An 8,304-nucleotide genomic window follows, 5' to 3' on the forward strand; every position below is an offset into this window, starting at 1 on the left:
TTAAGAGAATCTTGAAAACAGGAGAGTCGGATCATGATGATTACTTTAGAAGGTAAAAGTGTATTTGGCGGGGTTACAATTGGCAAAATCCAGTTCTATAAGAGAAATGAGATTACGATAAAGAGAACCCGTGTGGAAGATGTGGAGGCGGAAGTAGAACGCTTTCAGAATGCAAAAGCAAAGACGTTAGAACTGTTAAAAGGATTATATGAGAAAGCATTGGAAGATGTGGGAGAGGCAAATGCCATGATTTTTGAGGCGCATCAGTTAATGCTGGAGGATCCGGACTATGTAGAGTCAATTGAAAATATTATTCGCACCCAGGATGTGAATGCAGAATATGCAATCGGTGCGACAGCGGACAACTTTGCAGCAATTTTTGAAGCTATGGACGATGCTTATATGCAGGGAAGAGCAGCAGATGTCAGAGATGTCTCAGAGCGGCTCCTTCAGGCATTATCCAGTCAGAATGAAACTGTTATGGTGATGGATGAACCTGTGATCATTGCAGCAGATGATCTGATGCCAAGTGAAACTGTTCAGCTTGACAAAGAGAAGGTATTGTCCTTCGTGACCATGTATGGCTCTGCTAATTCTCATACGGCGATTCTTGCAAGAACCATGAATATTCCGGCAGTGATCGGTCTTGGTGAAGCGTTGAAAGAAGAATATGATGGTAAGGTCGCAATTGTAGATGGAGTAGATGGAAAAGTCTATATTGATCCGGATGAAGAGACTATGGCTTCCATGCAGAAAAAGCAGAAGAAAGATCAGGAACAGAAAGAACTTCTGAATCAGCTCAAAGGCAAAGAGAATGTGACAAAGAGTGGCCAGAAAGTGAATGTCTACGCAAATATTGGAAACCTGGCAGATGTAGGAGCGGTTCTTAAGAATGATGCCGGTGGTATCGGATTATTCCGAAGTGAATTTTTGTATTTGGAAAGTGATACTTATCCGACAGAAGAGCAGCAGTTTACAGTATATAAAAAGGTCGCTGAGACGATGGCCGGGAAAAAGGTCATTATCCGTACTTTAGATATCGGAGCTGACAAGCAGGTGGATTATTTTAAACTTGATAAAGAGGATAATCCGGCACTTGGATATCGTGCAATCCGGATTTGCCTGACAAGACCTGAGATTTTTAAAACACAGCTTCGTGCGCTCTATCGTGCATCCGCTTATGGACAGATATCTATTATGTTCCCGATGATTATTTCGGTAGCAGAAGTAAAGAAAATCAAAGAAATCGTCGAGGAAGTCAAAGCAGAACTTCGCACAGAAGGAGCAGCTTTTCGGGAAGATGTAGAACTTGGAATTATGATTGAGACACCGGCAGCAGTTATGGTAAGCCGTGAACTGGCGAAAGAAGTTGATTTCTTCAGTGTCGGAACCAATGATCTGACACAGTATACACTGGCTATTGACAGGCAGAATCAGAAGCTGGAGGATTTTTATGATTCTCATCACCCGGCAGTACTTGCTATGATCCGCATGGCAGCAGAGAGCGCTCATGCAGAAGGAAAATGGATCGGTATCTGCGGAGAACTCGGAGCAGATGTGACTCTGACAGAGACATTTTTGAAAATGGGTATTGATGAATTATCAGTAGCTCCGGGAATGGTTTTGAAAGTCAGACAGAAAATCCGGGAAGCAGAGTAGAAATAGGATATGTAAAATGAAAGACTGCTATTTTACGAATCCTCAATTCGTAAAATAGTAGTCTTTTTTTCGCCTTTTTATGCAGTGTACTTCTGCCTTTTGCTACTGGTATCTTTTGTATTTCTGTAGTATAATGATAAAACGCGAAGAAAGCGAAGGAGTATGAAACACTATGAATTTACTGACGATGGAACACGTCACAAAAGCATATACAGACCGTGTGCTTTTAGATGATGTGGCTTTTGGAATAAATGAGAATGAAAAAATCGGAGTCATCGGAATCAATGGTATGGGAAAATCTACACTTTTGAAAATTGTGGCTGGTGTGGAGGAATACGATTCCGGAAAGCTCAGTATGGGAAATACGGTAAAGATATGTTATCTGCCACAGACACCGGTGTTTGGAGAGGAAGAGACGGTACTTCAGGCAGCAGTGCGTGGAATCATCAGTGATACAGATCAGTGGACGATGGAAGCAGAGGCAAAATCTATGCTGAATCAGCTTAGGTTTTCAGACTATGAAGAAAAGATGGCGCATATGTCCGGAGGACAGAAGAAAAGAGTGGCACTTGTGAACGCTCTTTTGACACCGGCAGATATTTTGGTACTGGACGAGCCGACGAACCATTTGGACAACGCGATGTCTGAGTGGCTGGAGGAGTATCTGATCAGGTTTAGGGGAGCAATTCTCATGGTGACGCATGACCGTTATTTTTTGGACCGCGTTGCAAATCGGATCGTGGAGGTAGATCATGGAAATCTTTATAATTACCCGGGAAGTTATTCGGAGTTTGTAAAACTCAAAGAGGAACGCCAGAATATGGCACTTGCTACTCAGAGAAAACGAAAGAGTCTGTTGCGTACAGAGCTTGAGTGGCTGAGCCGCGGTGCGAGAGCGAGAAGTACCAAGCAGAAAGCGCACATTGACAGGATCAAAGCCATGCAGGAGATGAAAGATATCCAGGAAGAACGCCGTGTTGCTATGGATTCGGTGGCATCCCGAATGGGAAATAAGACGATTGAAGTGTCCGGACTGTGCAAATCCTATGGGGATAAAAAACTGATTGATAATTATGAGTATATTTTCCTGAAAAATGACAGGATTGGAATTATCGGACCGAATGGTTGTGGAAAGTCCACACTTTTGAAGATGATTTATGGAAATGTGGAACCGGATGCCGGCACGATAGAAATTGGCCAGACAATCCGCATGGGGTATTTCTCGCAGGAAAATGAAGAGATGGATGGTAAGATGCGTGTCATCGATTATGTTAAGGAAGTAGGAGAGTATATCCAGACTTCAGATGGCAGGATCACAGCTTCCCAGATGCTTGAAAATTTCTTGTTTGATGGGGCAATGCAGTGGTCACCTATTGAAAAATTATCTGGTGGTGAGCGAAGAAGACTGTTTCTTCTGCGTGTGTTGATGAGTTCGCCGAATGTTTTGATCCTGGATGAGCCGACCAATGACCTGGATATTCAGACACTGACCATTCTGGAAGATTATCTGGATCGATTTGATGGAATCATTATCATCGTATCCCATGACCGTTATTTCCTGGATCGTACTGTGAACCGCATTTTTTCTTTCGAAGGAAATGGAGTGATCCGTCAGTTTGAAGGAGGATATTCAGATTACCTGATCCGCAAAGAACTGGAAAGTCCGGAAAGCGGGAATGTTTCTGCCAGTCTGAAAGCACAGAACGCTTCAAGTGGAAAAGATAATTCAGAATCAGATGAAAATGAAAATAATTCTGCAAATTCGCAGGACGCATGGAAACGTAGAGAGAAAAAGCTGAAGTTTTCCTTTAAAGAACAGCGCGAGTTTGATACAATTGATGAAGAAATTGAAGTACTGGAACAAAAGATTGCAGATTTAGATAGCGAGATGATGAAAAGTGCAACGAATTCTGTGAAACTTGGTGAGCTTATGGTGAAGAAAGACGAGACAGAAAAAGCGTTGGAAGAGAAGATGGACCGATGGGTTTATCTGAATGATCTGAATGAACGAATCTTGAATGGTGAATAAAGGAGGAACAGATATGTGGACAAGGGAACTATTGAAACGTAATGCAAAAGAAATATTTAAAAGAAATTACTGGACTTGTGTTGGTGTGTCACTTGTACTTGCAGTGCTGACCGGAGGCGGAAGTTCTGTTATCGGAAGAATCGGAGGAAACAACACCAGTGTTTCTTATCATCATTATGGAAGTGATTATTACTATGGAGATTCTGCCAGAGGTTTTATGATTTCTATGGCCGTGGTGGCAGTTACGCTGATTGTAGCACTTGCAGCTGTTGCATTTACAATTTTTGCAGGAAATGTATTTAAAATTGGCGGATGCAGTTTCTTTATTAAAAATCGTACCATGACAGGAACATTTGGAAATATATTAGATGGATTCAAGTCCGGACATTACGGAAATGTTGTAAAGACCATGTTTTTTTATGATTTGTATATAGCATTGTGGTCATTGTTATTGGTGGTGCCTGGAATTATCAAATCCTATGAATATCGGATGGTTCCATATATATTGGCTGAAAATCCGGGCATGGATTCTAAACAGGTATTTGAAATCAGCAAGCGAATGATGAATGGACAGAAGATGGAGACCTTTATATTGGACCTTTCATTTATTGGCTGGGCGCTCGTGGCAGGTATTACGTGTGGAATCGCAGGTGTATTCTATGTGGCACCATATGTAAATGCAACAAATACAGAATTATATGCATTTAATAAAGTTCAGGCGTATAATGAAGGATACATTCGATAGCAGCGGTCAGAAAAAGAATCCGTGGTGAAAATGAAGACAAAATAAAAGCGGCTGTAAATTCATGGCATATCATAGGCCATGAATTTACAGCCCCTTTTTCTTATAATAGAAAATTGTATTTCCGATGTGACTATTTGGAAATTGTATATTCGATTATATTCATCAGATCACGGGTCAGAATATCGGAATCCAGCTCAGGTTCCATACATTTTTGTTCCAGTATATATTTGACACTGGCTACAATGATAGTGTTGATCATATTGATATTCTTAGAAGTAATTTGGTTATCCTTATCTTTGATTGTGAGAAGAAGCTTCATGCAGCGTTCCTGGATATTCTTTCCATAATACATGTCCATGAGGTCCGGTGAGAGTTTGTCAGCTTCCTCCGGAAATAATTCATAATACCGCTTAAACAGATTGCCAAAATCCTGTCCATGTTTCCCGAAGAAAAAATTATAATAAATCTTCGGATTCTTTAACATAGATTCTACGAAGAATCTCCATACAAAGTAAAAATTCTCAGTTGAATCCCAGTTCTTACTGCTCAGCCTTGCAAGCGCTTTGCTATATTCATTAAAATGCTTCATGGAAGCGAGAAGAATCAATTCGTTTACATCTTTAAAATAGAGATAAATAGTGGAATTATGAAAGCCGGCTTTCTCGGCAATCTTACGAACAGATACGTTATCAATGCCATGTTCATCAATAAGTTCTTCTGCGGCCTCGATGAAACGAATCGTATTCTCACGTTGTAATGCTTCTTTATTATTTCCGCCCATAATTATATAATCCTTTTCCTGAAAAATCTTTTTAAACGATGTCTTTATCATAGCATATTTTGATGATAAGTGAAAAATAAAAATTGAAATAAAAAAATTTATATAAATAAAATTTCCAATAAAAATTCATATTGAAAAATATTTGAAAGATATTGACAAGCGAAAAATGTGTTGTTACTATAAATGCATGGCAATAAGTACAAGCGCGCTTATTATAGGGGAACCATGTAAAAAGAGAAAAGAGGAATAAAAAAGATGAGCAAGATTTATGACGTAATTGTTCTGGGTGCAGGTCCTGCAGGATTGGCAGCAGGTCTCTATGCAGGCAGAAGCCGCCTGTCTGTTTTGATTGTTGAGAAAGGTCAGGACGGTGGACAGATTTCAATCACAGACGAGATTGAGAATTATCCAGGACAGGTTGTGGATCAGCCAGAATCTGGTCCGTCTCTGATCGCACGTATGACAGAGCAGGCTAAGAAGTTCGGAGCTGAGCGAGTATCTGACACAATTAAAGAAGTATCACTTGAGGGAGAGGTAAAGGTGCTCAAAGGTGAGAAAGGTGAGTACCAGGCAAAGAATATCATCATTGCTACAGGTGCTCATGCAAGACCGATCGGCTGCAAAGGCGAGGCAGAGTTCCTTGGAAGAGGAGTTTCTTACTGTGCAACTTGTGACGCGAACTTCTTTGAAGATTTTGAAGTATATGTAGTTGGTGGTGGAGATTCCGCAGTTGAGGAAGCTATGTATCTTACAAAATTTGCAAGAAAAGTTACAATCATTCACAGACGTGATGAGTTACGTGCAGCGAAATCCATTCAGGAGAAAGCTTTTAAGAACGACAAACTTCACTTTATGTGGGATACAGTTGTTGAGGAAGTTGGAGGAGATGGAATCCTTTCCTGGATGACAGTTAAGAACGTAAAAACCGGTGAAGTTACTAAGATTGAAGCAGATGAAGACGATGGAATGTTCGGAGTATTCGGATTTATCGGCACAATTCCTAATTCAGACATCTTCAAAGGCAGCGTCGAGATGGATGAGAGAGGATACATCCCAACAGATGCAGATATGCACACCAATATCCCGGGTGTATACGCAGCCGGTGATGTGCGTGTGAAGAGCTTAAGACAGGTTGTTACAGCAGCCGCTGACGGAGCAATCGCAGCAGTTCAGGTAGAAAGAAGCATGGCTTAATCAGGCATTCCGTCGGCTTACTTGAATGAAATTATTTGTAATAAAAGAACCATAGAAGAATGTTCAAAGCAAAGTATGGTTCGATTCAGGAGGATTTTTAAAATGTTAGAAGTAGATAAGAATACATTCCAGACAGAGGTTCTGGAGGCAGATGGTTATGTATTTGTAGACTTTTTTGGAGATGGATGTGTTCCGTGTGCAGCACTTATGCCAAAGGTACACGAGTTCGCTGATACATATGGTGACAAATTAAAATTTACATCTCTTAACACAACAAAAGCACGTCGTCTGGCAATTGGTCAGAAGATTCTTGGCCTTCCGGTTATGGCTATCTACAAAGATGGAGAGAAAGTAGATGAGCTTGTGAAGGATGATTGTACACCGGAGACAATCGAAGCGATGATCAAGAAATACATCTAAGATTTTAGAGGTAATTCTTTATCATATACACCTTAATAATATTTAATAAAGAGAAAGGAGAAGAATAATTATGGCTATTCTTGAAGGGAAAAAAGCAATAATTATCGGAGACCGTGATGGAATTCCGGGACCAGCTATCGCAGAGTGCGTAAAAACTGCTGGTGCTGAAGTAGTATTTTCATCTACGGAGTGTTTCGTCTGAACGAGCGCAGGCGCAATGGACTTAGAGAATCAGAAAAGAGTAAAGGATTTCGCTGATGAATACGGCGCAGAGAACTTAGTAGTAGTTCTTGGTGCTGCAGAAGGTGAAGCTGCAGGTCTTGCAGCTGAGACTGTAACAGCAGGAGATCCGACATTCGCAGGTCCATTGACAGGGGTCCAGCTTGGACTCACAGTATATCACGTTTGCGAGCCTGAAATGAAGGCAGAGTTCGATGAGGCAGTTTACGATGAGCAGGTTAGCATGATGGAGATGGTACTCGACGTTGACGATATCGTTAGTGAGATGAGCGCTATCCGTGACGAATACTGTAAATATCTGTAAGATTATTGATCGTAAGTATTAAATATTAAATAATTTGACAAGACGCATATTATGTGAAAATATGTTGTCGTAAAGGGCGGAGTTCACCCCTCCGTCCTTTTGTTAAAGAAAGGTGAAGGTGGAAAACAATGAATAGCGTAATTAAAGGAGCAAGTTATGTCTTAGCACATACTCCTGATATGGTTTTATATAATGGAACAACTCAGACAACAGAGAGAATCGTAAATCCAGATTCAGAGTACTTAAAAGAGGTACCAGAGCATCTTCGTACATATGAGGATTGTGTAGCTTACTGGCCAAACCAGACATACATCGGAAATGTACATCCGGATGAGCTGGCACAGGTAGAGGCTCCATGGTATGACAAGAAGATGGAGAATGCAAGCCGTTATGGAAAATACGGTGAGATCATGCCTGAGGAAGAGTTCTTATTCCTGGTACAGATCAGTGACCAGTTTGAAGTTGTAAAACTGGAGAAGAACTTCGTAGAGAAGTACAAAGGCCAGTTTGCAGCAAACCCAATCATTACAGAAGATATTTCATCCCAGATCGAAGACGGTGTAGAGCTTTCTGAAATCGAGGGATATGTAAATGATGAGCACGCAGAGGCACTTTACTTCAACCACGAGCTGGTTGGATGTGTAAAACGTGCACATGATATCGATCAGAACTTAAGCGCACACGTAATGCACGAGAACTTAATGAGTAAAGCAACAAGTGTACTTGCTCTTCTTTATGCAGTACGTAACGCAGGAATCGAAAAAGCAGATGTAGAGTATGTTATTGACTGTGCAGAGGAAGCATGTGGAGACATGAACCAGAGAGGCGGCGGTAACTTTGCAAAAGCTGCAGCAGAGGTTGCAGGACTTGTAAGCGCATCAGGATCAGACGCAAGAGGATTCTGTGCAGCACCGACCCATGCACTGATCGAA

General features: G+C 41.1%; 7 protein-coding genes and 1 pseudogene. 7 read left to right on the forward strand and 1 reads right to left on the reverse strand.

Annotated elements, in window-relative coordinates:
- Window positions 1-36 precede the first annotated feature (36 nt).
- The 3 genes from ptsP (at window position 37) to G593_RS0112265 (ending at window position 4,433) form a co-directional block, all read left to right on the forward strand.
- The gene (gene ptsP, locus G593_RS0112255; RefSeq protein ID WP_029731869.1) at window positions 37-1,659 is read left to right on the forward strand and encodes a phosphoenolpyruvate--protein phosphotransferase; all 1,623 of its coding nucleotides are present in this window, start codon (window positions 37-39) and stop codon (window positions 1,657-1,659) included.
- A 172-nt stretch (window positions 1,660-1,831) separates the two neighbouring features.
- The gene (locus G593_RS0112260) at window positions 1,832-3,688 is read left to right on the forward strand and encodes an ABC-F family ATP-binding cassette domain-containing protein (protein WP_005342688.1); all 1,857 of its coding nucleotides are present in this window, start codon (window positions 1,832-1,834) and stop codon (window positions 3,686-3,688) included.
- 13 nt (window positions 3,689-3,701) lie between these two features.
- Window positions 3,702-4,433: a DUF975 family protein gene (locus tag G593_RS0112265; RefSeq protein ID WP_029731870.1), complete on the forward strand. Its 732-nt coding sequence runs from the start codon at window positions 3,702-3,704 to the stop codon at window positions 4,431-4,433.
- A gap of 130 nt (window positions 4,434-4,563) precedes the next feature.
- On the opposite strand, the gene G593_RS0112270 is transcribed toward G593_RS0112265, so the two are convergent.
- The gene (locus G593_RS0112270) at window positions 4,564-5,214 is read right to left on the reverse strand and encodes a TetR/AcrR family transcriptional regulator (RefSeq protein WP_029731871.1); all 651 of its coding nucleotides are present in this window, start codon (window positions 5,212-5,214) and stop codon (window positions 4,564-4,566) included.
- Between the two features lie 255 nt (window positions 5,215-5,469).
- Between G593_RS0112270 and trxB the strand changes: the two genes are divergently transcribed.
- The 4 genes and pseudogenes from trxB to G593_RS0112295 all read left to right on the forward strand — a co-directional run.
- On the forward strand, window positions 5,470-6,408 hold the full coding sequence (gene trxB, locus G593_RS0112275; protein ID WP_005333855.1) for a thioredoxin-disulfide reductase: 939 nt from the start codon (window positions 5,470-5,472) through the stop codon (window positions 6,406-6,408).
- Between the two features lie 102 nt (window positions 6,409-6,510).
- A complete protein-coding gene (gene trxA, locus G593_RS0112280) occupies window positions 6,511-6,828 on the forward strand; it encodes a thioredoxin TrxA (protein WP_005343166.1) in 318 nt (105 codons plus the stop codon).
- 70 nt (window positions 6,829-6,898) lie between these two features.
- Window positions 6,899-7,372 (forward strand): glycine/sarcosine/betaine reductase complex selenoprotein A, encoded by a 474-nt coding sequence (gene grdA, locus G593_RS0112290; protein ID WP_081445653.1) that lies wholly within the window; start codon window positions 6,899-6,901, stop codon window positions 7,370-7,372.
- Between the two features lie 128 nt (window positions 7,373-7,500).
- Window positions 7,501-8,304, forward strand: a pseudogene (locus tag G593_RS0112295) (glycine/sarcosine/betaine reductase complex component C subunit beta); the annotation flags it as partial.

The organism is Dorea sp. AGR2135 (assembly GCF_000420885.1).
Classification (GTDB): Bacteria; Bacillota; Clostridia; order Lachnospirales; family Lachnospiraceae; genus Dorea; species Dorea formicigenerans.

Bases quoted from the DNA above. Each gene is read 5' to 3' on its own strand.
- trxA (WP_005343166.1), top strand. From the start codon at position 6,511: ATGTTAGAAGTAGATAAGAATACATTCCAGACAGAGGTTCTGGAGGCA.
- G593_RS0112260 (WP_005342688.1), top strand. From the start codon at position 1,832: ATGAATTTACTGACGATGGAACACGTCACAAAAGCATATACAGACCGT.
- G593_RS0112270 (WP_029731871.1), bottom strand. From the start codon at position 5,214: ATGGGCGGAAATAATAAAGAAGCATTACAACGTGAGAATACGATTCGT.
- G593_RS0112265 (WP_029731870.1), top strand. From the start codon at position 3,702: ATGTGGACAAGGGAACTATTGAAACGTAATGCAAAAGAAATATTTAAA.
- ptsP (WP_029731869.1), top strand. From the start codon at position 37: ATGATTACTTTAGAAGGTAAAAGTGTATTTGGCGGGGTTACAATTGGC.
- trxB (WP_005333855.1), top strand. From the start codon at position 5,470: ATGAGCAAGATTTATGACGTAATTGTTCTGGGTGCAGGTCCTGCAGGA.